Origin of the sequence: Methanosarcina sediminis (assembly GCF_052056915.1) — an archaeon.
GTDB lineage: Archaea > Halobacteriota > Methanosarcinia > Methanosarcinales > Methanosarcinaceae > MTP4.
Window position 1 is genome coordinate 1,616,844 of record NZ_CP195119.1, and the last position, 25,441, is coordinate 1,642,284.

The 25,441-nt window shown below is 42.7% G+C and carries 32 protein-coding genes and 1 tRNA gene; 16 read left to right on the forward strand and 17 right to left on the reverse strand.

Annotation, left to right across the window (positions count from 1 at the left end; translation table 11 throughout):
• Positions 1 to 55: 55 nt before the first annotated feature.
• Positions 56 to 556 carry a metallophosphoesterase gene (locus ACSAZK_RS06735; RefSeq protein ID WP_440956598.1) on the reverse strand — a complete coding sequence of 167 codons (501 nt, stop codon included), beginning with the start codon at positions 554 to 556 and terminating at the stop codon, positions 56 to 58.
• A gap of 493 nt (positions 557 to 1,049) precedes the next feature.
• Here ACSAZK_RS06735 and queC point away from each other — a divergent pair, with 493 nt between their 5' ends.
• Both queC and ACSAZK_RS06745 read left to right on the forward strand, forming a co-directional pair.
• Positions 1,050 to 1,745 (forward strand): 7-cyano-7-deazaguanine synthase QueC, encoded by a 696-nt coding sequence (queC, locus tag ACSAZK_RS06740; RefSeq protein ID WP_440956599.1) that lies wholly within the window; start codon positions 1,050 to 1,052, stop codon positions 1,743 to 1,745.
• Between the two features lie 48 nt (positions 1,746 to 1,793).
• Positions 1,794 to 2,354 (forward strand): DUF366 family protein, encoded by a 561-nt coding sequence (locus ACSAZK_RS06745; RefSeq protein WP_440956600.1) that lies wholly within the window; start codon positions 1,794 to 1,796, stop codon positions 2,352 to 2,354.
• Here ACSAZK_RS06745 and ACSAZK_RS06750 read toward each other — a convergent pair.
• Positions 2,351 to 2,473: a hypothetical protein gene (locus tag ACSAZK_RS06750; RefSeq protein ID WP_440956601.1), complete on the reverse strand. Its 123-nt coding sequence runs from the start codon at positions 2,471 to 2,473 to the stop codon at positions 2,351 to 2,353. The genes ACSAZK_RS06745 and ACSAZK_RS06750 overlap by 4 nt on opposite strands.
• 58 nt (positions 2,474 to 2,531) lie before the next feature.
• Here ACSAZK_RS06750 and ACSAZK_RS06755 point away from each other — a divergent pair, with 58 nt between their 5' ends.
• From ACSAZK_RS06755 to ACSAZK_RS06770, 4 genes are all read left to right on the forward strand, one after another.
• Positions 2,532 to 3,263 carry a 7-carboxy-7-deazaguanine synthase QueE gene (locus ACSAZK_RS06755; RefSeq protein ID WP_440956602.1) on the forward strand — a complete coding sequence of 244 codons (732 nt, stop codon included), beginning with the start codon at positions 2,532 to 2,534 and terminating at the stop codon, positions 3,261 to 3,263.
• The gene (gene queD, locus ACSAZK_RS06760; protein ID WP_440956603.1) at positions 3,263 to 3,616 is read left to right on the forward strand and encodes a 6-carboxytetrahydropterin synthase QueD; all 354 of its coding nucleotides are present in this window, start codon (positions 3,263 to 3,265) and stop codon (positions 3,614 to 3,616) included. The genes ACSAZK_RS06755 and queD overlap by 1 nt, the downstream gene beginning before the upstream one ends.
• A 329-nt stretch (positions 3,617 to 3,945) precedes the next feature.
• Positions 3,946 to 4,917: a nitrogenase cofactor biosynthesis protein NifB gene (gene nifB / locus ACSAZK_RS06765; RefSeq protein WP_440956604.1), complete on the forward strand. Its 972-nt coding sequence runs from the start codon at positions 3,946 to 3,948 to the stop codon at positions 4,915 to 4,917.
• A gap of 400 nt (positions 4,918 to 5,317) precedes the next feature.
• Positions 5,318 to 6,235, forward strand: coding sequence for a radical SAM protein (locus ACSAZK_RS06770; RefSeq protein ID WP_440956605.1), 918 nt, complete (start codon positions 5,318 to 5,320; stop codon positions 6,233 to 6,235).
• Positions 6,236 to 6,333: 98 nt separating this feature from the next.
• On the opposite strand, the gene ACSAZK_RS06775 is transcribed toward ACSAZK_RS06770, so the two are convergent.
• Positions 6,334 to 6,507, reverse strand: a complete 174-nt coding sequence (locus ACSAZK_RS06775; RefSeq protein ID WP_440957119.1) for an indolepyruvate ferredoxin oxidoreductase subunit alpha — start codon at positions 6,505 to 6,507, stop codon at positions 6,334 to 6,336.
• A 260-nt stretch (positions 6,508 to 6,767) separates the two neighbouring features.
• Here ACSAZK_RS06775 and ACSAZK_RS06780 point away from each other — a divergent pair, with 260 nt between their 5' ends.
• The gene (locus tag ACSAZK_RS06780) at positions 6,768 to 7,748 is read left to right on the forward strand and encodes a methanogenesis marker 2 protein (RefSeq protein WP_440956606.1); all 981 of its coding nucleotides are present in this window, start codon (positions 6,768 to 6,770) and stop codon (positions 7,746 to 7,748) included.
• 163 nt (positions 7,749 to 7,911) lie between these two features.
• Here ACSAZK_RS06780 and ACSAZK_RS06785 read toward each other — a convergent pair whose 3' ends face one another.
• Entirely contained in the window at positions 7,912 to 8,247 is a 336-nt protein-coding gene (locus ACSAZK_RS06785; RefSeq protein WP_440956607.1) for a hypothetical protein, read from the reverse strand.
• Positions 8,248 to 8,690: 443 nt separating this feature from the next.
• Positions 8,691 to 9,086 carry a pyridoxamine 5'-phosphate oxidase family protein gene (locus ACSAZK_RS06790; RefSeq protein ID WP_440956608.1) on the reverse strand — a complete coding sequence of 132 codons (396 nt, stop codon included), beginning with the start codon at positions 9,084 to 9,086 and terminating at the stop codon, positions 8,691 to 8,693.
• 471 nt (positions 9,087 to 9,557) lie between these two features.
• On the opposite strand from ACSAZK_RS06790, the gene ACSAZK_RS06795 reads away from it, so the two are divergent.
• From ACSAZK_RS06795 to ACSAZK_RS06805, 3 genes are all read left to right on the forward strand, one after another.
• The gene (locus ACSAZK_RS06795) at positions 9,558 to 9,872 is read left to right on the forward strand and encodes a DUF5611 family protein (RefSeq protein ID WP_440956609.1); all 315 of its coding nucleotides are present in this window, start codon (positions 9,558 to 9,560) and stop codon (positions 9,870 to 9,872) included.
• 69 nt (positions 9,873 to 9,941) lie between these two features.
• The gene (locus tag ACSAZK_RS06800) at positions 9,942 to 10,454 is read left to right on the forward strand and encodes a chorismate--pyruvate lyase family protein (protein WP_440956610.1); all 513 of its coding nucleotides are present in this window, start codon (positions 9,942 to 9,944) and stop codon (positions 10,452 to 10,454) included.
• A 186-nt stretch (positions 10,455 to 10,640) separates the two neighbouring features.
• Positions 10,641 to 10,712: transfer RNA gene (locus ACSAZK_RS06805), tRNA-Thr, on the forward strand.
• A 9-nt stretch (positions 10,713 to 10,721) separates the two neighbouring features.
• Here ACSAZK_RS06805 and ACSAZK_RS06810 read toward each other — a convergent pair.
• Positions 10,722 to 10,931 (reverse strand): hypothetical protein, encoded by a 210-nt coding sequence (locus ACSAZK_RS06810; protein WP_440956611.1) that lies wholly within the window; start codon positions 10,929 to 10,931, stop codon positions 10,722 to 10,724.
• 250 nt (positions 10,932 to 11,181) lie between these two features.
• On the opposite strand from ACSAZK_RS06810, the gene ACSAZK_RS06815 reads away from it, so the two are divergent.
• Entirely contained in the window at positions 11,182 to 11,655 is a 474-nt protein-coding gene (locus ACSAZK_RS06815) for a hypothetical protein (protein WP_440956612.1), read from the forward strand.
• Positions 11,656 to 11,818: 163 nt separating this feature from the next.
• Here the strand turns inward: ACSAZK_RS06815 and ACSAZK_RS06820 are convergent, their stop codons facing one another.
• Positions 11,819 to 12,184: a hypothetical protein gene (locus ACSAZK_RS06820; RefSeq protein ID WP_440956613.1), complete on the reverse strand. Its 366-nt coding sequence runs from the start codon at positions 12,182 to 12,184 to the stop codon at positions 11,819 to 11,821.
• Between the two features lie 383 nt (positions 12,185 to 12,567).
• Positions 12,568 to 13,347 carry a tetratricopeptide repeat protein gene (locus ACSAZK_RS06825; RefSeq protein WP_440956614.1) on the reverse strand — a complete coding sequence of 260 codons (780 nt, stop codon included), beginning with the start codon at positions 13,345 to 13,347 and terminating at the stop codon, positions 12,568 to 12,570.
• Positions 13,348 to 13,724: 377 nt separating this feature from the next.
• On the opposite strand from ACSAZK_RS06825, the gene ACSAZK_RS06830 reads away from it, so the two are divergent.
• Entirely contained in the window at positions 13,725 to 13,820 is a 96-nt protein-coding gene (locus tag ACSAZK_RS06830; protein ID WP_440957120.1) for a hypothetical protein, read from the forward strand.
• A 26-nt stretch (positions 13,821 to 13,846) separates the two neighbouring features.
• On the opposite strand, the gene ACSAZK_RS06835 is transcribed toward ACSAZK_RS06830, so the two are convergent.
• From ACSAZK_RS06835 to ACSAZK_RS06845, 3 genes are all read right to left on the reverse strand, one after another.
• Positions 13,847 to 15,403: a hypothetical protein gene (locus ACSAZK_RS06835; RefSeq protein ID WP_440956615.1), complete on the reverse strand. Its 1,557-nt coding sequence runs from the start codon at positions 15,401 to 15,403 to the stop codon at positions 13,847 to 13,849.
• 117 nt (positions 15,404 to 15,520) lie between these two features.
• A complete protein-coding gene (locus tag ACSAZK_RS06840; RefSeq protein ID WP_440956616.1) occupies positions 15,521 to 17,119 on the reverse strand; it encodes an RNA-directed DNA polymerase in 1,599 nt (532 codons plus the stop codon).
• Positions 17,120 to 17,260: 141 nt separating this feature from the next.
• On the reverse strand, positions 17,261 to 17,629 hold the full coding sequence (locus tag ACSAZK_RS06845) for a ribbon-helix-helix domain-containing protein (RefSeq protein WP_440956617.1): 369 nt from the start codon (positions 17,627 to 17,629) through the stop codon (positions 17,261 to 17,263).
• A 112-nt stretch (positions 17,630 to 17,741) separates the two neighbouring features.
• Here ACSAZK_RS06845 and ACSAZK_RS06850 point away from each other — a divergent pair, with 112 nt between their 5' ends.
• Both ACSAZK_RS06850 and ACSAZK_RS06855 read left to right on the forward strand, forming a co-directional pair.
• Positions 17,742 to 17,891, forward strand: a complete 150-nt coding sequence (locus ACSAZK_RS06850; protein ID WP_440956618.1) for a hypothetical protein — start codon at positions 17,742 to 17,744, stop codon at positions 17,889 to 17,891.
• 49 nt (positions 17,892 to 17,940) lie between these two features.
• Positions 17,941 to 18,180, forward strand: a complete 240-nt coding sequence (locus tag ACSAZK_RS06855) for a hypothetical protein (RefSeq protein WP_440956619.1) — start codon at positions 17,941 to 17,943, stop codon at positions 18,178 to 18,180.
• Positions 18,181 to 18,331: 151 nt separating this feature from the next.
• Here ACSAZK_RS06855 and ACSAZK_RS06860 read toward each other — a convergent pair whose 3' ends face one another.
• Complete coding sequence (locus ACSAZK_RS06860) at positions 18,332 to 18,739, reverse strand: DUF1699 family protein (RefSeq protein WP_048177790.1); 408 nt, start codon at positions 18,737 to 18,739, stop codon at positions 18,332 to 18,334.
• Between the two features lie 1,188 nt (positions 18,740 to 19,927).
• Positions 19,928 to 20,161 carry a hypothetical protein gene (locus ACSAZK_RS06865; RefSeq protein WP_440956620.1) on the reverse strand — a complete coding sequence of 78 codons (234 nt, stop codon included), beginning with the start codon at positions 20,159 to 20,161 and terminating at the stop codon, positions 19,928 to 19,930.
• An 882-nt stretch (positions 20,162 to 21,043) separates the two neighbouring features.
• Between ACSAZK_RS06865 and ACSAZK_RS06870 the strand changes: the two genes are divergently transcribed.
• Positions 21,044 to 21,277, forward strand: coding sequence for a hypothetical protein (locus tag ACSAZK_RS06870; protein WP_440956621.1), 234 nt, complete (start codon positions 21,044 to 21,046; stop codon positions 21,275 to 21,277).
• Positions 21,278 to 21,418: 141 nt separating this feature from the next.
• On the opposite strand, the gene ACSAZK_RS06875 is transcribed toward ACSAZK_RS06870, so the two are convergent.
• Complete coding sequence (locus ACSAZK_RS06875; RefSeq protein WP_440956622.1) at positions 21,419 to 22,210, reverse strand: helix-turn-helix transcriptional regulator; 792 nt, start codon at positions 22,208 to 22,210, stop codon at positions 21,419 to 21,421.
• Between the two features lie 450 nt (positions 22,211 to 22,660).
• Between ACSAZK_RS06875 and ACSAZK_RS06880 the strand changes: the two genes are divergently transcribed.
• Entirely contained in the window at positions 22,661 to 22,852 is a 192-nt protein-coding gene (locus tag ACSAZK_RS06880) for a hypothetical protein (protein ID WP_440956623.1), read from the forward strand.
• 283 nt (positions 22,853 to 23,135) lie between these two features.
• Here the strand turns inward: ACSAZK_RS06880 and ACSAZK_RS06885 are convergent, their stop codons facing one another.
• The 3 genes from ACSAZK_RS06885 to ACSAZK_RS06895 all read right to left on the reverse strand — a co-directional run bounded on the left by ACSAZK_RS06885 (position 23,136) and on the right by ACSAZK_RS06895 (position 25,431).
• Positions 23,136 to 23,342, reverse strand: a complete 207-nt coding sequence (locus tag ACSAZK_RS06885; protein ID WP_440956624.1) for a hypothetical protein — start codon at positions 23,340 to 23,342, stop codon at positions 23,136 to 23,138.
• A gap of 291 nt (positions 23,343 to 23,633) precedes the next feature.
• Positions 23,634 to 23,864, reverse strand: coding sequence for a hypothetical protein (locus ACSAZK_RS06890; RefSeq protein WP_440956625.1), 231 nt, complete (start codon positions 23,862 to 23,864; stop codon positions 23,634 to 23,636).
• A 199-nt stretch (positions 23,865 to 24,063) separates the two neighbouring features.
• A complete protein-coding gene (locus tag ACSAZK_RS06895; RefSeq protein ID WP_440956626.1) occupies positions 24,064 to 25,431 on the reverse strand; it encodes an MFS transporter in 1,368 nt (455 codons plus the stop codon).
• Positions 25,432 to 25,441 lie beyond the last annotated feature (10 nt).

A 25,441-nucleotide genomic window follows, 5' to 3' on the forward strand; every position in this document is an offset into this window, starting at 1 on the left:
GAAAAGTTATTGAAATATATTTTTAAAAAGAGAGCAGGACGAGAGACTGAAATGTTCAGTCCAGGTCCAGTTCCGTGATCTCTACATTCAGGTTAGTGATCTCAACGGTTGCAACGGTGGCTCTTCCGGAAAGAACCCCACAGCATTCCCCGGAGTTAATTACAGGGGTCCCGTCAATCATTTTTACTCCGGGTTCATGGGTGTGCCCCCGTATAACCACATCAAAGTCCTCACACTCGGCAATGGCTTTGACCAGGGTCTCATTTGTCCCGTGCAGGAGGGCGATATGAAGCCCATCAATGGTCAGATCTCCGAAATCCCCGCAGGAAACTGCATCAATTTCTTCGAGCCATTTCGTGAGGGTTACCCGGTCTCCGTCGTTGTTCCCGAAGACAAAATAGAGCTTCGGTTCCAGATCTTTAAAAGCCCTCACCGTAAAAGGAGAAACAATATCTCCTGCATGAAGTACTGCTTTTACCTGCTTTTTATTGAAATATTCCACCGCTTTCTGGATTGCTTTCAGGTTGTCATGTGAATCCGACATTATTCCGATCAAGCATTCCCACCTCCTACATAATATTAGACCTACTGGGATTTAAGAGATACCCTGAGTTCATGCCGTTAACAAGCTATTCAGGGCTATAGAGCCCTCCTTTACGGATAATATCTTGCCCAGACCTGAAATGAATCCCCTAAAATGAATCCACCGAAACCAGGCCCAATTACAAAGACCACCGCTAAAAATTACGAAAAAGGAATCATCCTGAAGCCAACCATGAACCTCACATGAGCTATTCTGAAGCTATCTATGGACTTTCAAGTCATTCTGAAGCCATCATGACCCTCATTCAAAGGCCATTAATGAGCTACTCGGAGGCCTCTGCAGGAACAGCTATCTTTAAATAATAGATCTCAACACTACAGACATATTATCCAGAGAATATTTGTAGAATATCAGAAGAGTATCTGAAGAATATATACAGGGCAAATATAGAATACTGAAATACGGCTCAAGAAGCATATTTTTACAATTGATTCAGTGATCACGGATGAAAGCGATACCCCTCCTCAGCAGCGGCCTGGATTCGGTTGCTGCCCTCTCGATTGCTGCCGAAAGCCTTGAAATTGACATGGCATTGACCTTTGACTACGGGCAGCGTTCCGCAGAGCGGGAAATCGAATACGCGCAAAAGGTCTGCGAACATTTCGGAATCGAGCAGCAGGTAATAAAACTGGACTGGCTTGCCGGGATCACCTCCAGCTCCCTGGTGAACAGGGACGCGGAAGTCCCGGAACTGTCCTTTGAAGACATTTCTGGAGGCGCGCCTGCGGAAATCACCGAAGCCTCGGCAAAGGCGGTCTGGGTCCCCAACAGGAACGGGGTTATGCTCAACATTGCGGCAAGTTTTGCCGAAAGCCGGGACTGCGAATACCTTATCGTGGGCTTCAACGGGGAAGAAGCCGGGACCTTCCCGGATAACTCCCTTGACTACGTCCGGGCCGTTGATGAATGCCTCTCCTACTCCACCCAGAACGGAGTAAAGGTACTTGCCCCCCTCATAGAGCTTGACAAGCCCGGAATTGTCAGAAAAGCCCTGGAAACAAACGCCCCCCTTGAATACAGCTGGAGCTGTTACCACGGCGGAAAAAAACCCTGCGGCAGCTGTGAGAGCTGCAGGCGCCGGGCGCGGGCCTTCAGGGAAATCGGAGTGAAAGACCCACTTCTGGAGAAGCTGGGGCATTAAAAAAGGAAATGAATACGGGGAATTTGCAGAATATTCACGGAGTATTACATGAAATCCATTATCCTATCCGAAAAGTTCGATTATGACGGGAGCCAGATCTCTTCCCTCTGGGCCTACAACAGCTTCGGGGTGCAGGAAGACTCCATCGTAGTTTTCAGGGGCTCCTGCGACGTCAAAATAGAGCACATGATCGACCTGGAAGACCGGCGGGCAAACGAGTCCATCTGGTCCGAAGACATGGTGAGCTTTATAATAGAACACTTCGACTCGACAGACCTGAAACTTATCTATGCGCGCCAGCGCCTTTTTACCGCAATCGTCAGGGAATACCTGGCTGAGCGCGGGATTGCAACCACGAGGGAAGGAGACGACCTTTTCCTGGAAGGGAAAAAACTGACCGTCTCAATTGCAAGCACCTCCCCCGTGTCCCAGAAGATCCATTTCGGGATCAATGTTACCCACGACGTGTACGGCAACCTTGAAGAAGCCGGGATCAAAAAAGCCGAAGACATAGCCAGGCTCATGCGGGAGATAGGAGAATACTACTTCCGGGAGTTTGAAGATATCGAAAAGGACCTCCGGAAATCCCGTCCTCTGGGAGTGGTTTAAGTGTACACATCAGAAATATCCGCTTCAGAAATTTCCTCTCCAGAGATAACCAGTTCAGGAAGGTCCATTTCAGGAAGGTCAACCTCAACAATCCCCGCATCAGGGTCAGGGCCAGCCACTGAGCTGCTATCGCCCCTATGCAGGGAATCAGCCCCTATCAGGGAGATCTTTTGCTCAGTGCAGGGAGAGGGGCCATACGTGGGAGTCAGGCAGGCTTTTGTCCGATTTTCCGGCTGCAACCTGAACTGCAAATACTGCGACACGGACTTTTCAAACCCCGGGACCTGCGATTATGAGAAGGGAGAAGGCAGCGGTAGCTTTGAGAAAGCCAAAAACCCCATCAGTGCCCTGCAGCTCAAAGACATGATGCAGCCTTTCAAGAACCTGCACTCGGTCTCCCTTACAGGCGGGGAACCGCTCCTGCACACAGACTTCATTGAGGAGCTGGATAAGCTGGACTTATCTGCGCCCCTTTACCTGGAATCCAACATGACCCTTCCGGAGCAGGCCAGGAAGGTAAAGGACAGGGTCGCATACGTGGCAGGCGATTTCAAACTCCCTGAAGCCCTAGGTCTGGAAAACCCGGAAGCCAGGGAAACCAGGGAGGCTCATATTGAAAATACGGTTGAATGTTTCAGGACTCTGAGAAAAAGCGAGACCAGGGACTGCTTCTGTAAGATAGTGGTAAGCAGGGATAGCGACCCTGCAAGCGTAGTTTCAGCGGTGGACGCAATCGCAGGGTATGTGTCCTGTGTGATCCTCCAGCCGGAAACAAGAATTGAAAGCCCGGAAGTCGGGATAAATGCACAGTCTTCAGTACGGTCCCTTATAGAACTGCAAAGTATGCTGCTTGAAAAAATTGATACTCGCATCATACCTCAGACCCACAGAATGTGGGGGTGTTTATAATGAAAAAAATGAGATTAGGAATTATTGATTACATTGACAGTGCCCACTACCTTCCGGGGCATGGCAAATGCGGAAGGGTGCACGGACACACCTATAAAATAGAGGTAGTTATAGAAGGGGAAGTCCGAGAAAGCGGAATGGTCATTGATTTCTACGACCTGAAAAAAGGTATAAAGGAAACCCTGCAGGAATATGACCACGTACTCCTCAACGACCTGATCGAGTTTCCGAGTTCCGAACACCTCTGCCAGAATATCCACACCCGTCTCCACGAAAAGTTCGGTTTTCCCCTCAAGGTAAGGGTCTGGGAAGGAGAGGGGAAGTGGTGCGAGATGGACAACTTTTCGGATTGAGATCCACCTTTCTTTTTTATTTTTCAGTATTTCGATAGAAAGGGCAGGCTTTTGTTCTGCAGGATACGTGTACTGGACACAGAAATTGAAGTAAATTAGGACGTTGAAATGAATTAGGATGTTGAAGTGAATTAAAATCCCGTATTGAATTTATATATAATTAGAGTGATTTTATTACCAGGTGCTTTTTGCTTAAAAATACCATATAAGAAGTAAAAACAATTCCACAATGTATATCAAGGGGCTGCATTATAGTTTGCTTAAGACATTTTGAAATTTCCCAATAGGGGGCTTTACTTCAGCTTTAAACTCCGAACGGAGGGAACATATTGCCAGAAAATACCAATCCTGATACTGATACTAACAATGCAATAATGGATGAAGAACTCCGGAGAAAGATCGCGGAACATCCCTGTTATGACAAGAAGGCACAGCACAAGTACGGGCGAATCCACCTGGCCGTAGCCCCGAAATGCAACATCCAGTGTAACTTCTGCGTCCGGGAATTTGACTGTGTGAACGAGAGCCGGCCCGGAGTCACCAGCAAGGTCCTGAGCCCGGAAGAAGCCCTTGAAAAGACCAAACTGGTGTTAAAAGAGTATCCCTTCATCAAAGTCGTGGCAGTCGCAGGACCAGGAGACCCTCTTGCCAATGATGAGACCTTCGAGGCCTTTGAGCTTATCAGGAAAGAGTTCCCGGACATTACTCTCTGCATGAGCACGAACGGGCTGATGCTCCCGGAAAAAATCCAGGACATGCTGAGAGTGGGGGTCTCCACTTTGACGGTGACGGTTAATGCCATCGACCCTGAAATCCAGGCACAAATCGTGGACCACATCGTCTACCACGGAAAAGTCTACAAGGGCGTTGAAGCCGCAGAGATCCAGATCAAGAACCAGCTGGATGGCATAAAGGCAGCCGTTGAGGCAGGAATCGTATTAAAGGTCAACACTGTCCTGGTCCCTGGGGTCAACGACAAGCATGTTGTCGATATAGCAAAAAAACTCAACGAACTCGGGGTTTATATCATGAACATAATGCCCCTTATCTGCCAGGGTGCCTTTGCGGACAAGGAACCTCCCACCGCCGAAGAAAGAAAGGAAGCTCAGGCCTCCTGCGAACCCTATGTAATGCAGATGCGCCACTGCAGACAGTGCAGAGCTGACGCCTATGGGCTCCTTGCCCAGGACATGTCCCAGATGAGCGAGGAACGCAGGGAAATCATAAAGATCCAGACCAAAGAAGAGATGGAAAAAGCAAGAGAGACCCTGGCCAAAAATGGCAAGGAAGAAAAAGACTGAGAAAATAAGATTGAAGATTTCAGACTGAAATCTGAAGTCTGAAAAGTGAAGACCGAAATTTTCGGCTTACATCTTCATCTTTATTTTCATTTTCATCTTACATTTTCATCTCACCTTTTTTCCAGGAACATTTTTTCATCTTACATCTTCATCTGACCTTTTTTCAGGAACGTTTTTCCCGCCGGCTCGGCCTTTAACTTCATTAATCGCTTAAATTCATCTTTTTGGTTAAATTCACCTTTTTTACATAAGAAACCGGAAAAAACTTGAAGCCACAGAAAACGGATGCTTTATATATTATGCATAATTATGCACAACCGAGAAAAAAATACGCATTCTTTGCGATTCCCGGGTGTATCCGATCCCTCGCGCCGGGACCTTTATCTGCAGGAGGAAAAAGATGTCTGAGAAAAAAAGTATCAGTTTTGACAGAGAGCGTTATAGAATCATAGCCGAGCACCCCTGCTACAGCGAAAAGGCCAGGCACAGGTTTGGGAGAATGCACCTTGCCGTGGCCCCGAAGTGCAATATCCAGTGCAACTTCTGCGTCCGGGACTTTGCCTGCGTAAACGAAAACAGGCCGGGAGTGACCATGGAGGTCTTAACCCCAGCCGAAGCCCTTGAAAAAGTAAAGCAAGCCCTTTCCGATTACCCATTCATCAAAGTGATAGGCGTTGCAGGGCCTGGCGACCCGCTGGCAAACGAAGAGACTTTCGAAGCCCTCCGGCTTGTAAGGGAGGAGTTCCCGGACATTACGTTTTGCATGAGCACAAACGGACTCGTGCTTCCGGAAAAACTTCCGGAGCTTGTAAAGCTTGGAGTTGCGACCCTGACCGTGACCATCAACGCCGTTGACCCCGAAATCCAGGGGCAGATCTGTGACCACGTCAATTACCACGGCAAGACCTACAAAGGAGTCGAAGGGGCAAAAATCCAGATCAAAAACCAGCTTGAAGGTATCGAGGCCGCTGCAAAGGCAGGGCTTGTTGTCAAGGTCAATACCGTACTTGTGCCGGGGATCAACGACCAGCACATGGTGGAAATTGCAAAAACGATCCGGGAAAGAGAGGTATATATAATGAATATCATGCCCCTGATCCCCCAGGGAGCTTTCGCCCACATAAGGGCTCCGACCCCGGAAGAGCGGCAGGCTGTCCAGGACGCCTGTGAGCCCTATGTCAGGCAGATGCGCCACTGCAGACAGTGCAGGGCTGATGCCTACGGCTACATTGACCAGGACATGACTCAGATGAGTGAGGAACGCAGAAAGCTCATCAAAATCCAGACCGAGGCAGAGATGAGAAAACAGTCCAGGTAAAAATGGACAATAAAAGAGCGGAGTCAGAAAAACTCCGCTAAAGGGTTTTTAAAACAGTTTATAAATCTGCTTAAAAAGATTTATTTTACTCAAAAGGTTTATTCGACTGTGATGGCGCCGTTCGGGCAAGCATCTTCGCATGCACCGCAGTCAAGGCACTCATCTTCATCTACAACTGCAATGTCGTCTTTGAGTTCGATTGCAGCTGCAGGGCATTCGTCTACACATGCTCCGCACCCGGTGCAGGAGTCAGCATCGATTTTTGCTACCATGTTTTTCATTCCTCTCTAGATAGTGGGGTATTTATATATATTTGTAGTAATATAAAGCCGACATAAAGGACAGAATAATTTCATAAAAAGCTGTCGCTTCTACTCTATCAGCACAAGAAAGAAAAACAAATAAAGGATAACCGGAGTATCGTACTGGTTAAAATATTGCGCAAATTTTCGCAAAGCAAAGCCCTTATCGGATTTGCGCCAAAACTTACTTGATAATTTTACAAATAATAAAAACAACAGGAAGCTTTTGATTGGATCTTGAAGAGCTTGCAGAAGGGATAAGGAATTTTGAAGGGGTCACCCGCAAAAAGCAGATTGAAGACATAGTCTCGATCTTCGAGACCGTCCGCCCGGAATATAAGGACGCTATTGTGGACTTCGGGGACGATGCGGCGGTAATCGACATAGGAGGGGACGACGTAATCCTCTTTGCAGCGGATGGGATCTGGGGAAGGCTGCTTGACGCAAGCCCCTGGTGGGCAGGCTACGGTGCCGTGGTCGTAAACGTTAATGACATCGCAGCCATGGGGGGAAGGCCCCTTGCCATGGTGGACATAGCTTCCTCAAAAAGCGATGCCTCCTGCAAGGAACTGATGGAAGGCCTGGCGGAGGGGATCAGGAAGTTCGGGGTTCCCGTCGTCGGAGGGCATGTGCACCCTGACACAAACTATACCTCCCTTTCCGTTGCAATCATCGGGATTGCGAAAAAGGACTGCGTGATCCGCAGCGACACCGCAAAGCCCGGAGACCTGGTAATTGCCGCCTACGACATGGATGGGAAGATCGGCCCGAATTCCCCTTACAGCTGGGATACCACTTCCTATAAGGAACCGAAAATTGTCAGGGAGCGCTACCTGGTGACCCGGAAGATTGGGGAGCTCAAACTCGCAAGTGCAGGAAAAGATATCAGCAACCCTGGCCTCGTAGGTACCCTGGGCATGCTCTGCGAGACGAGCAGGGTCGGAGCCACCGTGGACCTGGAAAAAGTCCCGAGGCCCGAGGATGTGGACTTCGCCCAGTGGCTGAAAGTGCACCCCGGAACAGGATACGTCTTCACCGCAGTGCCGGAAAAAGCAGAAGAATGTGTAAAAGTCTTTGAAGAAGCGGGACTTACCGCCGCAGTAGTCGGAAAAATCGAAGAAGGGTCAAAACTAGATATATACGACAGCACAGGCAAAGTTACGGTTTTTGACTTTTCAAAGGACAGCATTACAGGCATCAGTACCGGATAAGCCGACGCTTCAGCCTGCTTTCAACTGCTTCCTTTTTCCCCTCCTGCGGCCTGACAATGAAACCTTACAAATAACGATAAAGCCTGATCAGCATTTATCAGCGTTTATCAGCGTTTATCAGCATTTGCCAGCATTAATCAGGATCGGGGTTAATAAAAGTTTATTAGGCTTTATCGGGATTTTTCGAACCTGCCGAATCACCCGCAAGCCAGGTATTCATTTCCTCATAGAGGAATTTCTCCGCAGCCTGGACCTGTTCCAGAGAACCGCGCAAGACAAGGACTTCCCGCTCCTCACTGTTTGCAATTTTTACATGCATTTTTCTGATGATAGGTTCAAGGTCGAATTCTTCCACAAGGTCGTAGATGATAGACATCAAGGTGCCGGGAGGGATCACAAGGTCGTAGAAACCCTCCAGTTCAACGTTTACCCCCTCTTTTGCTTCTCTTTCCGCTTGTTTCTTTGCGATTAAATCGTCCAGGTTCAGTGTTTTGCTCATCTTAGGGTCACCTTCTCATTTGTTTTTCCTGTTACCCAGGTCAAAATAAACAGCAGTCTTTTTGCATAAATTACATTAATTAAATGAGTTAATGCAGTAATTATCAATTTTCTTTTTAGTATGAGTTTTATTGATGCTTTTGATCATATTTATGGTTGATTCCTGTATTCCTGTCAATTCCTCGTTATGACCACTAATCCACATATTTATAAAGGTTAGCAAGCTTCCTTCCGGAAATAAACGACAGAGACAAAGAAGAAAAAAGCGGGTCTGAAAGGAAAACCGAATTTAAAGGTTGGAAAGGCAAGAAATACGGGAGAAAAGAACCTGAAATAACCTGTTCCGGGATTTGAAAACCCGGAACCTGATAAAAAGCCCTCTTTTGAGAGGGCATACCGGATAAAAAAACTCAGAAAAACAGTCCCTTTGTAAAAACATCTTTTTTACGTGATCTTTTCTCCGGCATTGGGGGGACTTAAGCTGTAGATTTCTTCTACGTGGAGGAGGGCCGCCCCTTTAGGCTTCAGGTTTGCCATTTTGGAGGCAACCCACCCGTTGATTTCATTCATGAGAGGTCCCTCGGTAACCAGTTCAATGCTCCCCTTTATCTGATAAGCTTTGGGGGGCAGGTAAGCCGTGATTGTTGCCTTTGGGTTTTCCTGAAGGTTTGCCAGGGTCTTTTTCCAGAACACGTCGGCCATAACCAGTGTTTCATCGTCCTGGGCTTTGACAAAACCCATCAGGCATACGTTCGGTACCCCGTTTTTATCAGCGGTCCCCAGGGAGGCAACCTGCTGGTTTACAAGTGCTTCTTTTACATCTGCTGGAAGTTTTACCATTATCCTATTCCCCGATTTGATTTGATTTTCGTTCAATTTCCAGGTCAACGGATGCTATTTAAGCTGCACTCATTAGCTGTGCACCATATCTGTGCATCATACTGTGCACCCATTACCTGTGCATCATTACCTGTGCATCATTATCTGTGCACTAAAATATACATTCTGATCCATTATGCAACTTACGCAACACAATATAGAGCGGGGAAATAAATGCCTGAAGAAACTTGAAAAGGAAAAGAGCCTTGTAAACAACTAAAAAAGTCGGAAAAGGCCAAAACGAGCCGGAAAAATGAAAAATGAACCTGGTAAAAAAGCCGGTAAGACCCGAAAAAAACCTTAAAAAGCCGAAAAAAGCCGGAAAAAGCATTATTCATAAGGTAGATTTCCAGGTCCGGCTGTACCGGTATTCAGGGGTTTCGCTCTAAGCAAACTTTATCTGAGATGAAAATCTCTTATAAGAGGATAGCCATGCAGCAGTACAAGTTAAAACGCGGCTTTAAGCCCGAAATCGAAAGAATATACTCGGTAATGCAGGAATGCTTCCCGGTAGAAATTGTAAGGGAAGGAGATGTCCTTGAGACAGCTTATGGGGCAATGGCAAAGATCACGGTCTCGATCGAGAATAAGAAACTTGTTGTTGATACTGTTTCCAACCCCTCGATGATGGACGATGAGACTATCCTGCAGACGAACAGGTATTTCCGGGACTTTCTCTACAAGGCTACCGGCTACACGGCAAAAGAACGCCTCAAGCAGGCAAAAAAAGAAGTCAGTGGCAAATAAACCGCCGGACACGAATAAGCTATTTTATAATTTCCGGCACCTGAAAGCCCCTAGCCTGAGGTATCTTCTTTGAACACCGATTTTCTGGAAAAACTAAAGAGCCTGGAGATTCCTACCTGCCTGCGGGTCTGCTGCGGGACAGACGGCTCCGTCACCTTTCTCCTTGAGATAATGACCCGCAAGCCCGTGGAAGTCAGGACCGAGTCCCAGCACATAGTCAGGGCTGACAGAGAAATGGCTGCCCTCCTTGGAGTAGAAGAAGGAAGCGAGGTAAATGACAGGAAGGTAAGGCTCTATGCAGGCGGCACGGTCTTTGTCCATGCAAGATCCCTCTCCCCTCTTGAGCGCATGCCCGGGACAATGCGGGAGCAGCTCATGAGTGCCGACATCCCCATAGGCAGGATCCTGCGCAGCCACGCCCTTGAGACCCGCCGCGACATGGCAGAACTTGAAATCCTGGAAGGCGAACCCACCTTCGACGGCACCCCGGTCCTTTCCCGCGCCTACAAAATCGTCCATGACAACAATGTCCTCATGTGGATCAACGAACGCTTCCCCATCGATGAGCGCTGGAAACTCTAAAAACCGGAGAACTCAAGAACAAATATCAAAAAGACAGGCATATTTTCCCCGCCAGTCTTTCAAGTTTTTTTATGAACCGGACGAGATTTTAAAACAGTAAAGAGATTTTAGCGCCATAGAAACAATTCCAGTCGAAACCTTTATATCTCTGCTGTGATATTTTGGTGATGCTCTTATAGCAACAGTGCCTTGGTGGCTTAGGGGTATAGCGCGTCCTTGGTAAGGACGAGGTCGCGGGTTCAAATCCCGCCCGAGGCTTAAATCAGTTCAAAGCCTTTCTTCATTGAAAGGCTTTGACAAATAAAAAATAAACTCTTTTTTCAAAATTCTGTTATTCCTGTACATTCTTATTTTGGCAAAAGCAAATTTCTTAGCAAAAGCTTTCTTCCCCTTCATCAGCAACAAAATACAGTCATTTCCGGCCCATTTCCCTTTTCTTCCCCTCCTCTTATTCGTCCCCGTTGCTCCTCTCTCCATCTACCTTTTCTTCTCCCTTCTCCTTTTTGTTCCCCTTGTTCCTCTCTTCCTCTATCTTTTTCTCGAACCCGTCCTCTAAGCCCCTGAACCCTTCGACTTAAAGAACCCACCGCAATAGCTCAAGCAGTCGGAGTTTGAAAAATTATGGAACTTCAGGAAGTTTATTATATATTTGGAATAGAAGATATTTTGCCGAAACAAGGTAAAATAAGGAAAACAAAATCAAGGTCATAGAATCTGAGGAATTTTTATGAAACACTCGAAATTCGTATTATCCTTTCTTTTAATAATGATGATGATTTTCGGAGGAATCCTTGCCATCTTTACCGCTTATTCCTCTAACGGGGGGAACTTTATCACCTGTTATTCATCCAATTATACATCAGAAAGATATACTGAATTCGAGGAAAGAAACCTGACCGGGGACATGTTTCTGGAAGAGGTCTGGGCGTATGAAGACCATTTTGCCTTCTTATTTATCCCTGAAGACCAAAATGCAACCTCCAATTACTACTTTAGCTTCGAAATCAAAGAAAACGGGACCACTCTGGAAAGTGCTGAGAAAATCCATTACGAGGAAGTTTCAACCCGCACCCCAATTATAATGAGGGTCCCGAAAAAGCCGGATACCAGCTATGAAATCGAAGCCCTGATCGAAGACGAAGATGGAGTTGAAGTGCACAAAAGCAAAACCCGGATAGACCCCCGGAATCAAGAACCTTGATTATAAAATAGGACCGGCTCCAACAAAAAAGAAAGATATAAAAAATCTTTCGATATAACCCGCCCGAAGCTCCGGACACGACCGGGCCTTACCTGTACTGATTTCTGCCATGGGATTGATTGAAGGCAGAGCATGAACAGGGTTTAGAGGCACGGCTTTCCATTCAGTCTCTTTCCAGTTCCTCTTCAAGGTTCATGAACTCATCATAACATCTGATACAGATGTATTTATCCTCAGGGCATTCTTCTTCAGAGTCCACCTTCACGCCCCCTGGTTTTGTGGTTCCGAACTTCAATATATAGAAGTGCTCTCCCAATTCGACTGGCTGCCCACATCTCGAACATAAGAAGGGCGGATTCTCAATCGAATCAGCTGCACATTCCATGCATATCAGATCGGACTTATCCCCGTGAACGTCCTTGAATTTTACTGGTTTCATTTCCTGGCTGGTATCGACGACCATTACGTCATCCAGCAGTTCCCGCCCACATATATTGCAAAACTCTTTCTTTTTGTCGCTCCCCTTCATTATGTTACCCCTATTCCAGAGAATTTTTCATAAAATCCAGTATCAAGCCCGAAAGAGGTTTTAGTGTTTCCCCGTTTTTACTCCGTTTTGTTTCCCCTCTTCAGATCCGGTCTAATTTATATTAAATAGGATATTTAAAAATATGGATGTATTAATCTGTTGTCACTTGATTCAGTATTTTCCAAACCCGAATTTTCCTTTTCATCCCCGGGGATTTTGCACAAAAATTTTACAGGAAGGTTTGAGTATGAAAAAAGAAGGCTTAAACACCAGGTTCCGTGATTTTACCAGCAAAACCACTTCTTTGCGGCTCCGGATCATAGCATGTCCCTGGCAAGGCTGAGGTAGCGGGTCCAAATCCCACCCAGGGCTTTTTACTTTTTTTATTTTTCTTTTATATACCCAGGTTCAAAGCCTATTTTTCCCAGGAGTACATTACACTTCGGACAATGGAGTTCTTTACCACTCCATTTTATATCCAGAAGGGGGACAAACCCATGATCCTTGCAATAGTGTTTATCTGGATTTGCACTTACATCTCCGGAGAGAACCTCTGCCCCACGTCCCGTGAAAATACGAATTGTTTCATCGGGTGAATCCAATTCATTTTTACTATTCAATACGTTTTTATACATTTTCATTTCAGAATCCATTGGGAAGATATCCGAAATTTCGCAAAGTGAATATTTAAGTTCATCTAACGCTTCTTCATATTTTCCAAGTTTACATAAGGAAAGAGCCTTAAATTTCAACGCGTACTTAAGAGACATCCAGTTGTTTTTTTTCCATACATACGCTTTATTTATAGAAGTATCGAATGGCATGCGATCCAGAGCATCATCGAATACACCTATTGCACTACCGGGTTTTCCAATTTTATAAAGAACCATACCTTTAATCAGCCAGCATTCAGTAAATTTTGGATCTTTGTCTATTTCTTTGTTGAGAAAAGATAGCATTTCATCAATAGTATGAGAGCTCTCGTTTTCCAGTGGATAATCCTCATTTAGCATTAAAGACTCGATTAAGCCAATTATTTTATTAGGATCATTTTTTTCTTCTGTTACCCCTAATTCAATTCCCGATGATTCAGCAGATTCATTTTTATGTGCCAAGTTTATCTCTGATTGGCCCGGTTTATAATCTTCATATTTTTCAGTCATAAAATCAGAACCTTATAGAATTATACATTAGAAGTCATTTTTTCATCCAGTTTATGCGATTGATATATTAAAACTCCTAAATGATAAGGGATTGCACAGTTTCCACTTAGAACAAATAATTCATCATTCTTTTTTAGCTTTACTTTTGGATTTAACCCCTCACTTCATACTTTAATCCCCCATGCTCCCGGAGAAGCTCAGCCCCTCCGATCTGCCTGCTGCCTGGCTCCTGAAAGCCCCTGAGAGCTTAGTCAAAGGAGCATGAAGAAACATAAGCAGCCACTCAAAAAAATAGAATGTAGAAGAAAAAAGCCATAATAGAAAAAAGCAAAGCACTTTTTTGAATCTAGTGTCCAGACGAACTTCTGTTTTCAATACTGGATTTTACTGCGCTTGTATGTAAACCGCGAAATCCTGATTGTAGTAGATGCTGCTTAATGAATTTATGCCAGCTCAGGAATAAATCTAATTGAATTGCTATTTCTGTTATTTGTCGCTTTTAGTTCTCACTTTTAAAATACTTTTCTTTGAGTTGCTTATTTCTATTAAGGAATCTTTCCAATTCGTATTTAGACCACCTTATTGATGTATCGATTCCCATGTTTCTCTCGAATCCATCAAGCATATCATAAAGGGTAGAATCAATTATAGTTGAAGTAAAAATACCATATCCTTTTGCACCATATTGCATTATTACATTTCCTGCATTTGATAACTTTGATGCAGAAAGCGAATTTGAATTGCTATAGAACTTACATTGAAAAATAAATAGCTCTGACTCTGATGTTGGTGTCTTTCTTGTCTTTACGACAATATCTCTTCCTCCATCCCTTGACCTTGATTTCCCCATTTTTTGAATTGTTGTGCTGTCAAATTTTGGATGACAATAGATAATATCGTAGCAAAGTTCTTCGAAAACGTCATCGTTCAGATCACCCCACTTGCAGTTTCCGGTACAGGATTGACCAATCAGGTTTTGAATTTTAGAATAAACCGGATTGAGATATTCATTAAACTCCTTCATTTCTTCAAAATTTAAAGTATTTCGAATAAAAAAAACATAGTTGAAACCCAGATATTTAACAAGTGCTAAATCTCCAAATTCAGATAGATGATATTGAAACTTTTCAGAATCAAGGAAATTGAATCTGGAACTATAACTTTCAGCATTTACTTGTGATAAGGGTTCTGGAAAAATACCAAGTTGAACATCATCTAAACCTTCTGTAAGAGTTACAGGTAATTGTTTTCTATACTTTCTTAAAAGAGTCTTTTCAGTACACAATATGGATTTGAACAATGACCCTTCGTTAAACCAAACTGCTGAAGAGGAATTTACAATTACGGAGGAGCCTTTATAGTTTAATACATCAGCTTTTTCAATAATTAGATCGGTCTCAAGTCCTGAATAAATCTTAAGTGCCTGCATGAGATTTGATTCAGGTGGAACTATCCAGTTTTCTATTGAAAAATATATTGTTTCATTGTATTCTTTTGAGGGCGCATTTTTCCAGAAACCATATCTATGTTCTGGATATTTTTTATATGTTTCCTTGAAAAATTCATCCTCAGAATCATATTCTGAAGCCATCTCGAAATAAGCACCATTGATGAGATTTGCCCAATAGTTATTAACTAACTCTGGAAAAACAAAACATTTTTTGTTCAAGTTTAATTCATATTCCCCGATTTCATCATAAAAAGAATCTCTATCTTCTTTAGATAACTCATCACTACCGTCACTGAAAAATTTGGAGAAATATACTAAACAATCTGCAAGATTTTTTACATCACGGGGAGTACACACTATGATAAAATCTTTGTAATAATTATCTCTTAATGTAATCTCTCCTTTTATAACGTTAGCAAACGAAGCAATTTTCTCTGAGCAATAAGAAACCAAGATGTGATCATAAACGACGTCTAAATAGCTACTACTGAAACCAACAGATTCTAATGGAAGCACAATCTTGATTTCACCCTCAGACTCAAGGGTCTTCATGAGGGTAATATCATTAATTTTATTATTCCAGATGTCCTGAATAGCTAGGTTCATTATTATTCCTATTTACCTGTTTATGTATTGAGAATAAAACTGACCAAAATAAAACTCCCTTGTCCCCTACCTATTAATGAAGCAATCACAAAAAAACATGTTTCATTATAACTATTCTTACTGTCTATTTCTTGTAGATTGCCCATAAACTAATGTTGCTTTGTCTAATATATTCTGCATAGTCCAACCTTTTTTAACTCCTAGCTGTCTATATAATGTATCTTGTTCATCAAAGGGGAGATTTCTACATGCATACATAATGGCACGTCGTTCCCAATCATACGTTTGACTTATCTTTGGCTTAATATCAAGAAGTGGAGACCGATACCCATAGGTGCCAATTGATAATATAGCTTGCCTTTTTACAAGAGGATTTGTGTGCTCTCTTATGATTTTCCTTAATTCAATAATGTTATTCCATTCTTTGCACTGAATAAAAGGCTCTAGCAACCAGATGAATTGAAAATCAGTCACATGCGCGGAATTATTTAAAAAAGAAATTATTTCTTTACCGGTTTTAATTCGAATATTATCGGTCATCTCATCAAATACGTTCAAAAAATTAGCTACTGAGTTTGAAATAGGAGATAACCTTTCTAAGTTTTCAATTACCATATGTACAAGATCTGGTCTTTTTAAAGCGGAAAGAACCTGTAATACAAACTCTATTTCAGCAAAATCAGTTACTGGAGAATTAAGAGCACCTTCCATCAATTCTTCAACATCAATTTCATCAATTAATTGTTTTTGTTCAGGCGTTAAATCATCATAATTTACAAAGGCATAAGGATTACCATTAAAAACGTTTTTGATTACTTTTTTCCTTAAAGATCTACTTGGATCTTTTAACTTTAAAACAGAACTCATTAATTCAGAGGTGGGCATAGGATAAGTTTTCGCTTCATTTAAGCTCAAATGCTCATCATTTAATCTTTCACCTAGTTCATATAATATTTTTATGCATTCTGATTCAGAATTAGCAAACATATAATAATCATCAATGTATCTGACATAGTCGATTCCCAAACTATCAAGAAAACGATCTATTTGTGTTAGGTAAGCTTCTGCAAGCAAATTACTTGCAAGTGGGCCAATTGGTATTCCATAAGATGTTCCATCAGACCATGTTCCTAAAAAATTCATTAAACACCCTATTTCGTGCTCCATCTCACCTTCCACTTCAGATGCTTCTCTGCAAATTGAAGAAATAGAATTCTGAAGGCGATGTAAGTATATCCTTGGAAAAAAATCAACGATATCTGCTTTAGCAACCATCTTATATTTTGAGGCTCGAATTCCTAGATTATTTACAAATAGATCCCATTTGTCTTCTAATTCAAAGTTTCCATCTGTATCTTTTAATTTAAATCTCTTGGAAAAGACTCTATTATTATTTTCTCTTCTGGTGGTTTCTATTATTGGTCCAAGTCTGTAAACTAAACCTGTGAATAAAATAATATCAATTGGATTTAACAAATGGATTGGTCTGACTGTGTATCTTTTTTTGGGGGCCATTATTTTAATGGCTTGTTGGGGGTCATAAGAACGTAACTCTATTTTTTCTAGAAGAGGAACTATCTGACTCCAATTGTTTCGTATAGCACGAATCTCGAAAGGCTCTGGCAAAAAAATTGAATAACCGTAATTTTCAAGGAAAGATAAAGATGCATTAAGTTCTCTTCTGGTTAGTTTTACAGATTGTGTATTGGTTCCCATAAATATTCATCGCCCAACAGGATTACATCAGTTTTATTTTGTTATAATTAAATAATAGCAAGAAGACTTTTTCGAACATCTGAGATTTTTTGGTGATCAATCTATTAAACATAAAAAATAATAATTATAGTTGATTTGAAGTTAATCAAAAATGACCTTCTGGGGCTTATCCTCTAAATCCCCCTTCTCCTTTTCCGATCCGGGCATATCCTTCTTCATAGATTCCAAGCCTCGATACATAAGTATCCTAGCCCCTTCTTCTCTTGAGACACCCAGTTTTTTGGCCAGTTGGTCTATAGTCTGAATATCAGGTTTGGATAAAAATAGAGGTTCAACCTCGTCTCGGCTCCATCGGACGAGTACTATTTTTTCAATTCCTAATTTCATTAGTTGCGTCACGCAAAACTCTATAGCATGGGAGCGGCTGCTAAATATTTTTTCGTCAGATGAGATCTTATCCAGCCATGCTGCGGTTTTTTCATCCACCGTAATCGTGAAGCGCTCTTTCATCAGTGATTTAATTATTTTCAATATTCAAATACTATAGTATGATAAAAAACTTCAAATAAACAATTTGATGATTTAATAAATATTAGATATGATTTTATCATACTATATGATAATGAAATCATCAGATACCAATGAACAGTATAGAAAAACATTGAGTCTCGGGCCTGATGTATGTGATATTCTGGATCGGGTCGTAAACACCGAAAAACAGTACGACAGCTATTCTGCCGCCGTCCGCCGTGCCGTGCGCTCCACCTTCTGAGAAAAAGCGACAGAATCAACGCCTTCCCCTGCCATAAAAAACACAAAAATTGAGCACAAGCCGCCAGGCAATGAGCCAATTTCAGGGTAATGGTATAAGCGCAGAGCTTGTCGCACCTTCCTATCCGGCTTCCGGGCCTGCTCCTCAAAACCTCAGCCTTGAAGACCTCCGGAAAAACCCGCTTGTCCGGGAATTCGCCGGCGCAAGCGAAGAGATCACAAAGCACCACGCAACCCTCGGGCTGTTTTCCGGCCTCTGCAAAATGATCTGCGAAGAAAGCCCGGAATAACGGAGAGAAAAAGAGCAAAAAACAAAATTCGAAAACCCCAGCCCTTCAGCTAAAAGCAAAGCTACGAACACTTCAATTCACACTACATTCGAAAAATCAAAAAATATTGAAAACGAGCCAAAAATGAAGAACTTGAAACATTTTCAGCTGCTTAGACGGTGACTTCTTTTTTAATGATGTATGCGACCATTTCGGGGTTAAGCTTTCTCGCCCTTGAGACTTTTTCTTCTATAGCTTCGGCAGATTCGCCTTCCATTTTCAGTTCTTTTATCTCCTCAATTACCGATGGAGGGATGCTGTAATACTCGTTTATGTCCTTCCTGTGGCCCCAGACATCTCCTTCGATGAGCTGGATCCGCTGCATTTCAAGGAACATTTCGATGGAAGTTGAAACAGTCCGTCGGTATGATTTTGGAAGCTGAATTACCTCGATCTTCGGGCAGGTTTCGACCAGCGAAAGGATGTCCTTGTTTGAAGGCCTGAAAGCCATATGCACTATTCTCTCATTCGGATTCAATGAAAAGATTTCATCTCTTGAACTCACAACCCTTATTTTCAAATTAATTCCTCCCGTTCTATCCCCGTTTTTTTATTTAATGTCTATATATTCAGTATTAAATATTTTTCCTCTGGAGGCGGATTTATTTTGTAAGTCAGAGTTTTCCGCCCTGTATTCCACATCCATAGGGGTAACACCGAATATTTAAAAATCAGGATCGTAAGCCGCATTTTACCATTTTACAGTGCAATACCGGATGAAGGGCCTGAAACGTATAAATAGAGAAATTCACAGAAATCCGAATATTATGGAAATATTTTTTGATTTTGCCGCGGGTTAGGGCATTTTCGAGACTTTCCAAAGGGAATCTGGCGGGCTCGTGCCAGGCCCTTAACAGCCCTGTAGTGAACATGTTTCGGATTACCAGCGTTTTTGCCAAGATGCAGAGGAGTCCGGGACCGGGATTTTTCCACCTGGTTCCCGGCTAAAATTTTGGTAGAACATTTTTACAGGTATTGCAGAATATTTTTTCAAAATCAAACCTTTAAGCAGAAAAAATCCTTTCCGGATGCAGGAGAGGGGCCGGCCAGGGCAAACAATTACCAAAACAGCACTTACCAAAACAGCACTCACCAAAACAGCACTCACCAAAAAAGCGCTTAGGGATAAGTCAAATATAATCTCAAGTATTTTTGTTTACGATTCCTTAACCACGGAGCACACGGAACACACGGAAGCCGGCCTGACGGCCGGTGAGTACTCCGGGACATTAAATAATCGATTCAAAACCCACTGTGAACAAAACGCCAGATCAACCTTAATTGCCGTCTTTCAACCGATCTTTTTCCGTGCTTTTCCGTGTCTTTCCGTGGTTTGAATGCACACACCAAATGTCTCCACCAACAAAAACACAACCTATATGAGTATAGAGCAATTCCCGATACGAAAATCTGAAGTTATATTTTCATCATTCCTTACCAAAACAGCACCTAGTAGAAAAGATACGTAGCAAAAAAGCAATCTGCAAAAAAACACTTCGCAAAAGCAATTAGCAAAAGCAATTAGCAAAACAGGCACTCAGTAGAAAAGGCACTCAGTAGAAAAGGCACGCAGCAGAAAAAACCCGGAAATCAGGAAAAAAGAAAGAGGTGCCATTTCGGGAGAGAAAAAGGAAAGATCTCAACCGACGGGAACACGAGAATCGGAATTCTTGTCATAACAGGACACAGGCTAAACAGGATCTACTTATCAGGAAAGCTTGGGCACCACAAGCACACAGACTCCATATAGGAGCAACAGAAGCACAATCTGAATAAAGATTACATCTAAATAGTAAGATTTAGACCTTATTCCAGTCACTTCGTTATCCGTTTCAACCTCGGTTTTCTTTCTTCTTTTCTTTTGATTTCCCCCTATCTGACTTTTCATCCCTTCGGCCACTTGATCACCCTCTGTAATCTGATTTTCCAGTCCTTCATTCATGCAATTACCCTTCCAGCTTTACTTCAAAATCCCTTCTACGCTTATCTCGGAACTATTGTTGGCACGATATATGTGTAAACAAGATACAGGATCACCAAAAACAAAATATGCATAAAGACCAGATCCACAACCCAGGGTTTTACCCCGAACTTTGCCAATTTATCATCCTCCTATGTGATTATTTTTAGACCACTTGCCAAATTCTTTCTAAAGATATTACCTCCATGCACCGTTCAGTTTTCTCATTGGAGCTGCAAAAATGCAGGACAATACAGCCTACAAACACAATTTGGGCAACAATCACACCTTAAACAGTAAGATTCAACCCGAAGTCATCAAAAACAAATCTCCACATTTACTTTGAGAGTACATTGTATATTAATTTACTCATTTTGAAAAATATATTATAACGTACATATAAATAACATATTAAAAAATAAAAAATGAATACGCGTCAGGCCAACATTGTATATTAATTTGACTATCATGTCAACTAATTTAAAATGTGGCATATAAATTAATTTTTCAAGTTATTATTTCCAAAAATGAACCCCATTCAACAGACAGCAGCCAGTTTAAAGAAAGAAAAAACGGAGAACATATGTAAAAATCAACATTGGAAGAGGCACCCAATAATATGAAAAAAAGTAAGGAAGATGGAAATGAAGGAAAAACGCAGAAACCGAGACCAGTGAAAATTACACATGCCGTGTTTTTTTCATAAGATCAAAGAGTAAAGTTTATTATCATTGAAAGAAAAAAATCAAAATAATAACTAAAGTTTTATGTGCGGCAACATCAAATTTAATATATGTTACAATGTATCCGGCACGGAAACATTTTCTCCTGTACAAAAAAAGCCATCACCAAAAGGGGCAGACAATGAGTAACACGATTGAAAAGATATATGGAGGGCCAGCCCTCTTCATGCTGGTTGTCGGGATGCTGTTAAGCTCGATTCTTTTTTATTTAATGTTCAAATACGCGGACGAAGGAAATCTCCTCATGGTGATTTCAATCCCCCTGGTAATCTCACTTATTGCCCTTGTGATTGCCCGGGCACTGGCCTCTTCGATCAAAGATATATCCAAGCAGCAGGAAAAATCTGACAATTGAGCCTTAAGAAGTAGAAAAATATAGAAAAAGTTAAAAGAAGTTAGGAAAAATATTCCATAACGACAAAAAATTAACCGCGTTGCCTGTGCTTTACAGGCAACTTTTTTTTTCAAATATGAATTCCGGAACCAGAGGGCATGCTCAAAACTTGTTGGCCTTTGTGATGTTATACCCCGTAATCTCCATTTTTCCGGTGTCCGAGTCTATGTAGACAAGGTTGGAGATGCTTGAATAGTAAGTAAAGAGTTCCCGACCCCATTTAAGGGCACTGGACTCATAACTTATCAGGGTAGTCCCGTCGAACCTTCCATTCTTATCAAAAAGCCACAGACCCATGAACCTGTCCGTGACTACCAGGGTAAGGGGGCCGATGTGCCCGCTACGCATGGAGACGTTCATATTTTCATGGGAAAGGAAACTGTTAAACTGTTCCGGGTAATCTTCCAGATATTTGTTGAAAATCTGCTCCGTAAACACACAGGTAACTTTTGAATTATTACGGAGAAGCTTGGAAAATATGCTGACTGTGTGAGGCTGGAAAGTCGAACTGGCCATCATTACGTACTTGGAATTCAGAACATTTTCCACGAAGGTTGGGTGAAACTCAAACAAACAATCCCTGTTTGCTTCCAGCAGTTCACAGTGCACAAGGTTACCGATACGTTTTCTCATATGGTAGGGGATTTCACTAAGGTCCCGGGTTTCCCAGTACTCATGATTCTCCGCATAGATGTTTATGATATTGAGGAATTCTTCTATTTTTTCAACTATCAAAGCCCCCATGTCAGACAGCTTGTATAAATCTTCATTGGGATCGTAAGTAAGCAGGTCCCATTTGAGGAGTTTCTTTATCTGAGGCATCAAAGCACTTGCACTGAAGTCAAGTGCGTCTTTGATTTCATCTATATTCTTGGGGCCTTCTCTTAGCAACAAGACCAGTACATTTTTTCTTTTTTCGGATAGGAATATTGTTTTAATAAGGCAGGAGGGGTCCACTCTCAATCACCAGGAAACATATGAATATTCTTCAAAGGAAATTCGTCTTGAAAGAATAACAGTACTACACCTAAGCACCATCCCAAATATCAACACGGGAAAATAGGTTTATTATTTTATTTACAATATAATCAGTTTTAATATATGAAGTAATTTTGCTATTAATAATTTATTATTTTAACCTGTATCAAAAAGTTAATTAAAGTATGTTAAAAGCGCTCGATATTTATTTTCCAAAAGTAGCCAGATAATTAGACAATAAAAACAGAAAGATTAAATATAGAGAAAAATCCCCTCCTCAAAAAATAGGAACACTTCTAAATCAAAAACAGAAGCAAGAAACCTCTATACTATTGACCCTTGAAAAAAAGATAAATCAAAAAGAAAATGATAAATTATAAAAATGGAGATCTTTCCGATCTGGAGGGGTCAGGGAACGGGAAAATAGGAAGAGAACATGAAAAAGAGAACATAAGGCTTCAAGACATGCAATTCAGCTGCAGGTATCAAGAAAAAAAGACTGCAGAGAAAGGCAAAGTTTGTCTTGAAGCCATTGAAGAGAGTTATGGACCTCTCTAACCTGGAGGTTAGGAATGGAGAGGTTTCTGCCGTCATCTCGGAAAGTCCCGACCGGAGGCTTTCCTTAACCGATCGGGAAATGGCGAACCCTTTTCAGTTAATGGAACAGCCCCGTAACCCGGGCTTTCCGATCAGACAAAACATCCCTTGCAGCAGCATAAAATGGCAAATATGCAGCTGCAAAGGGGTATTGCAGGTCTTTTACTCACTTCTGGGGGATATTTGATAACAGTGCCATCTTGAGGAGAGGGATATGGACAAGCACTGTCATCAGCGTGATTAATCAGCCCGGAAACCAGTTGCGAACGCCGGGCATACTGCATGGAGATGCAGCCCCGACGCCGTAACCCACGGAGGACGCATTTACAGCGGAAACCCTGAAAAAAACCTTTCTGGAAGAGTAGGCCAGGGCAGGCTCGTATCCGAGGATACTTTCAGGGGCCGAAACAGCCTCCACCGTATTATATATCAGGTTTCCTGAGCATTTCATTCGGTATCATCTCCCTTTCTGAGGAAAGGAAGTGTAAACTGGGTCTTCGCCGGTTTTACCGGGAACATACAACATACATATTGCACACATACATTCAGACACGTTTTGGGGGAACTCCATATTTTTTCGATTTTTTTGCCCGTTTTGAGAAAGAACTGCTCCCAAAAAAGCAGCGAAGAACCTTTATCGTAAATTTTTTGGGGTTTTTTAAGGGTTTGGGGTTATCAGGGAATTGAGGTTTCAACCATTTCCATACGATTCAGCTATTGATTCACGTTTAACTCCGAATTATCACATTTGTGGTGTGAACCGGGAATTATAGGGGTTTTGTTGGGGGATTGGTTTATAGAAGGTTATTAAGGGTTGAAATTTAAATAAAGGTTTTATTGGAGGTTTTATTGGAGGTTTTATTGGAGGTTTTATTGGAGATTTTAGTGGAGATTTTATTGGAGGTTTTATTGGAGGTTTTATTGGAGATTTTAGTGGAGATTTTATTGGAGGTTTTATTGGAGATTTATGCAAATTTGGGGAGATATTCAACCCTTTAAACCGTTTTTGAATCTTGAACCGTTTTTGAATCTTGAACCGTTTTTGAATCTTGAACCGTTTTTTGAATCTTGAACCGTTTTTCGAACCTTTTTTGGCATTAAAAATGCCCCACTCCCATTTCGGGGGTAACAGATTAGCTGTTACTTATTATTCAGATTTTACCGGTCAGTTTTTACTGTTTAGAACTTGCAGGAGAGTCGCTTTTGTCAGCAACTTCCACAGGTGCAGCAGTCTTTTCTGCTCCCAGCTCTTTTGAAGCTAAGAGAGCTACGAAGGCAAAGACCATGCATACAAGCATCAGGAACCAGACAGACTTGTACTGGCCTACTGTTGCAGTGGCTCCTTCGGCAACTGCCATCATCTTCCCGGTCAGGGTCATGAAGATTGCTCCGCCGAGGAAGGGGAAGATATTGTATGCACCGACTGCAGTCCCTACAATTGAGGCCGGGAACCATTCCTTTACCTGGGCATAGGAGACAACGAAGAATCCACCGAAGAACCCGAAGAGGAAGTGGATCGCGGAGTATGCCGTAGTGCCTGTAATGTTTCCTGCCTGGGACCAGATAACTGCCCAGATCACGATGTACACGGCAGTGCCTGCAAGCAGGACTTTTTTCCTGGACTTAAGCACCTTGTCAGAGAGGTAACCGGCAATCGGGCAGCCGAAGATCATACCGATAGCGACGAAAGAGAGGACACTTGCATAGGTTGTCTTCTCCCAGCCGAGAACGTCCCTGAAGAAAGGCCCGGCCCAGAGACCCTGGTAGACCATGAGGCTTCCGTACATGAAGAAGAACCAGATGGCAAGGGGCCAGAACTTCATTCCGGCACCGAAGGTCTGCTTGAGGGCTTCTCCCATAGGGATCTTTGCAACGGCTTTCGGGGGGACATAGGTCTCGCCCTTTTCATGGGCTTCAATTTCGGGGATTGAGGGGCAACCCATGTCTTCAGGCTTGTCTTTAACCAGCATGAAGATGGCTACGGCCAGCAGGACGGAGAATACACCGAGAAGCAGGAAAACTCTCTGCCAGTCCCCGAGCATTACAGCCAGGAAGGCCAGAGGACCTGCCGCACTCAGGGCACCGATGTTCCCTATAGCGAGCAGGACACCGGACATGGAGGCAAACTCGTTCTTCTTGAACCAGATGGCCAGGACCTTCATCACGGGGATGTAGACCATTGCCACACCGACTCCGATAAGAAGCCTTCCGATCAATATCATCGTAAAGCTGGTTGCAACACCTGAGAGAATTGCGCCTGCGGCAGCCACAAGGGTAAAGACCCCGGCGGTCTTTTTAACACCCCAGCTGTCACTGAGGACTCCACTCGGTAATTGCATTGCTGTGTATGCATAGAAGTAAGCGGAGCCCAGAAGCCCTACAGATGCGGCCCCTACTCCGAATGTGCTCATGATGTCAGACGCAACTACTGCAGTTGACACCCTGTGGAAGTATACGAAGAAGTATGCAAATGCCAGGATAACAAATACTACCCAGCGATACTTCATCACTTTTTCCATTTTTTCCAGATTAATTCCCATAGCTATCGCT

What these genes read in the sequence shown, in the direction of transcription:
- queC (WP_440956599.1), top strand. Translation starts at nt 1,050, where the DNA reads ATGAAAGCGATACCCCTCCTCAGCAGCGGCCTGGATTCGGTTGCTGCC.
- ACSAZK_RS06745 (WP_440956600.1), top strand. Translation starts at nt 1,794, where the DNA reads ATGAAATCCATTATCCTATCCGAAAAGTTCGATTATGACGGGAGCCAG.
- queD (WP_440956603.1), top strand. Translation starts at nt 3,263, where the DNA reads ATGAAAAAAATGAGATTAGGAATTATTGATTACATTGACAGTGCCCAC.
- ACSAZK_RS06770 (WP_440956605.1), top strand. Translation starts at nt 5,318, where the DNA reads ATGTCTGAGAAAAAAAGTATCAGTTTTGACAGAGAGCGTTATAGAATC.
- ACSAZK_RS06775 (WP_440957119.1), bottom strand. Translation starts at nt 6,507, where the DNA reads ATGGTAGCAAAAATCGATGCTGACTCCTGCACCGGGTGCGGAGCATGT.
- ACSAZK_RS06785 (WP_440956607.1), bottom strand. Translation starts at nt 8,247, where the DNA reads ATGAGCAAAACACTGAACCTGGACGATTTAATCGCAAAGAAACAAGCG.
- ACSAZK_RS06790 (WP_440956608.1), bottom strand. Translation starts at nt 9,086, where the DNA reads ATGGTAAAACTTCCAGCAGATGTAAAAGAAGCACTTGTAAACCAGCAG.
- ACSAZK_RS06795 (WP_440956609.1), top strand. Translation starts at nt 9,558, where the DNA reads ATGCAGCAGTACAAGTTAAAACGCGGCTTTAAGCCCGAAATCGAAAGA.
- ACSAZK_RS06810 (WP_440956611.1), bottom strand. Translation starts at nt 10,931, where the DNA reads ATGGAGAGAGGAGCAACGGGGACGAATAAGAGGAGGGGAAGAAAAGGG.
- ACSAZK_RS06815 (WP_440956612.1), top strand. Translation starts at nt 11,182, where the DNA reads ATGAAACACTCGAAATTCGTATTATCCTTTCTTTTAATAATGATGATG.
- ACSAZK_RS06820 (WP_440956613.1), bottom strand. Translation starts at nt 12,184, where the DNA reads ATGAAGGGGAGCGACAAAAAGAAAGAGTTTTGCAATATATGTGGGCGG.
- ACSAZK_RS06825 (WP_440956614.1), bottom strand. Translation starts at nt 13,347, where the DNA reads ATGACTGAAAAATATGAAGATTATAAACCGGGCCAATCAGAGATAAAC.
- ACSAZK_RS06835 (WP_440956615.1), bottom strand. Translation starts at nt 15,403, where the DNA reads ATGAACCTAGCTATTCAGGACATCTGGAATAATAAAATTAATGATATT.
- ACSAZK_RS06840 (WP_440956616.1), bottom strand. Translation starts at nt 17,119, where the DNA reads ATGGGAACCAATACACAATCTGTAAAACTAACCAGAAGAGAACTTAAT.
- ACSAZK_RS06845 (WP_440956617.1), bottom strand. Translation starts at nt 17,629, where the DNA reads ATGAAAGAGCGCTTCACGATTACGGTGGATGAAAAAACCGCAGCATGG.
- ACSAZK_RS06850 (WP_440956618.1), top strand. Translation starts at nt 17,742, where the DNA reads ATGAAATCATCAGATACCAATGAACAGTATAGAAAAACATTGAGTCTC.
- ACSAZK_RS06865 (WP_440956620.1), bottom strand. Translation starts at nt 20,161, where the DNA reads ATGAATGAAGGACTGGAAAATCAGATTACAGAGGGTGATCAAGTGGCC.
- ACSAZK_RS06870 (WP_440956621.1), top strand. Translation starts at nt 21,044, where the DNA reads ATGAGTAACACGATTGAAAAGATATATGGAGGGCCAGCCCTCTTCATG.
- ACSAZK_RS06880 (WP_440956623.1), top strand. Translation starts at nt 22,661, where the DNA reads ATGATAAATTATAAAAATGGAGATCTTTCCGATCTGGAGGGGTCAGGG.
- ACSAZK_RS06885 (WP_440956624.1), bottom strand. Translation starts at nt 23,342, where the DNA reads ATGAAATGCTCAGGAAACCTGATATATAATACGGTGGAGGCTGTTTCG.
- ACSAZK_RS06895 (WP_440956626.1), bottom strand. Translation starts at nt 25,431, where the DNA reads ATGGGAATTAATCTGGAAAAAATGGAAAAAGTGATGAAGTATCGCTGG.